The organism is Glutamicibacter sp. V16R2B1 (genome assembly GCF_005774635.1).
GTDB lineage: Bacteria > Actinomycetota > Actinomycetes > Actinomycetales > Micrococcaceae > Glutamicibacter > Glutamicibacter creatinolyticus.
Map to the genome: position 1 here is coordinate 1 of NZ_VATX01000049.1, position 1,801 is coordinate 1,801.

A 1,801-nucleotide genomic window follows, 5' to 3' on the forward strand; every position below is an offset into this window, starting at 1 on the left:
GCTCGACCAGGATGGCGCGGGCGCCCTCCAACGCGGCGGTGGCGTCGGCGACACCCTTCTCCGCGTCGACGTACGCCCCGGCGGCCGCGCGCGGGTCGAGCGTGCGGTCGGTCAGCAGGGCGTCGGAGAGCGGCTCCAGCCCCGCCTCACGCGCGATCTGCGCCCTGGTGCGGCGCTTCGGCTTGTAGGGGAGGTAGATGTCCTCCAGCCGGGCCTTGGTCTCGGCCGCCATGATCTGCGCTTCGAGGGCCTCGTCGAGCTTGCCCTGACTGCGGATGGAGTCCAGAACCGCCGTGCGTCGCTCCTCCAGCTCCCGTAGGTAGCGCAGCCGCTCCTCCAGGGTGCGCAGCTGCGCGTCGTCGAGGGCGCCGGTCGCCTCCTTGCGGTACCGGGCGATGAACGGCACGGTGGCCCCGCCGTCGAGCAGGTCGATCGTGGAGGTCACCTGCCCCTCGCGTACGCCCAGCTCCGCGGCGATCCGCGCCTGGACAGTCACCGTCTCCGGGACGGACACCGTCGTCACGATCCGCAACCGCCTTTGCCTGTGTCCTCGTCGTCCCCGCCGGATCCTCCCGGGGGCTGTTACCTCTGATAATCCCTCTCGCCGGATAGCCCGTGGCGTTCGGGGTGAGGCCGCACCCCGGGCGCGACGCCGTGTGCACGTTCACGGCCACCTGGCCGGGTCCGGGCCCTTTGCCACCCTTTGCGGCCGACTGCCGCCGGCTGGACGGGCCTGGCGACCGGACGATCTGTGACGGCGCTGACGGTCCCCACCGACGCCGGCGGCGGCGCCTACCCGACGGATTATCGTGTGCATCCGCTGGTGGGACATGTCAACGAATCTGCATGAACTGTCACTTTCGGTAGGGATCTGCGGCGGCGGAGGATCTGTGCGAGGAATTCCGGAGCACGGTTCCGGCGGTGGGGGACTGCCCGCTCCTGCCGTGTCGGACGCGGCCGTGACCCGGCTGCCGTTCACCGCCGACAACCTGCTGGCCGCCCGCCGCCAGGTCCTGGTGCTGGCCAGCAGGGCGGGTGTGCTGCCGCAGCGGGCAGCCGACCTGAAACTGGCGCTCCACGAGATCCTCACCAACAGCGTGCGCCACGGCGGCGGTGGTGGTGTGCTCCGCGTCTGGGTGGAGGAGGCCATGCTGATCTGCGAGGTCTCCGACCGGGGTCATGTACGGGACATGCTGGCCGGGCGGCGGCCTCCCGCCCTTGACGCGGAGGGCGGGCGCGGACTGTGGCTCGCCCATCAGCTCTGTGACCTGGTCCAGCTCAGCTCGTCGCCCGCCGGCACCATCGTGCGCCTTCACTGCCGCACCGAGAGCGCCCGCACCCAAAGCGGCCGTGACGGGAGCGGCGCTGTGGAGAGCGGCCGCGCGGGGGCCGGCGCCGAAACGGATCCGGTGGACGCCGGCCGTGCGCCGACGCACCCGATGCACCGGGCACACCCGACGCACCCGGCGGAGATCAGCGGAGCCTGGCCTCCAGCCCGTCCAGCACCGCATTGCTGAGCTTGCGGATACCGATCGGCGCGAAGGTCTTCTCGAAGAAGCCACCGACACCGCCCGCGCCGTCCCAGGTTGTCAGCGCCGTGACGGTGCTGCCGCCGGCGCCCGCCGCGCGGACCGACCACTGCGTGCGCAGGGACGAGCGCTGGTCGGCTTCCAGCAGGACGCCCGCCGAGGGCGCGCTGACCAGCGCCTCCACCTCGCGGATGCGCTTCTTGGTGGCGTGCAGGCGGTAGGCGATCCGGGTGCCGGCACCCTCGCCGCCTTCGACCACTCGGTAGTCGGTG

General features: G+C 72.2%; 3 protein-coding genes. 1 reads left to right on the forward strand and 2 read right to left on the reverse strand.

Annotated elements, in window-relative coordinates:
- Nucleotides 1-523: Tex-like N-terminal domain-containing protein (locus FDN03_RS15865; RefSeq protein ID WP_283205496.1), on the reverse strand; the 523-nt coding region annotated here is incomplete at its 3' end.
- Nucleotides 524-959: 436 nt separating this feature from the next.
- Here FDN03_RS15865 and FDN03_RS15870 point away from each other — a divergent pair.
- Nucleotides 960-1,517, forward strand: coding sequence for an ATP-binding protein (locus FDN03_RS15870; protein WP_212743929.1), 558 nt, complete (start codon nucleotides 960-962; stop codon nucleotides 1,515-1,517).
- Here FDN03_RS15870 and FDN03_RS15875 read toward each other — a convergent pair.
- The coding region (locus tag FDN03_RS15875; protein WP_138178563.1) for an SRPBCC family protein at nucleotides 1,474-1,801 on the reverse strand (328 nt) is incomplete at its 5' end. The genes FDN03_RS15870 and FDN03_RS15875 overlap by 44 nt on opposite strands.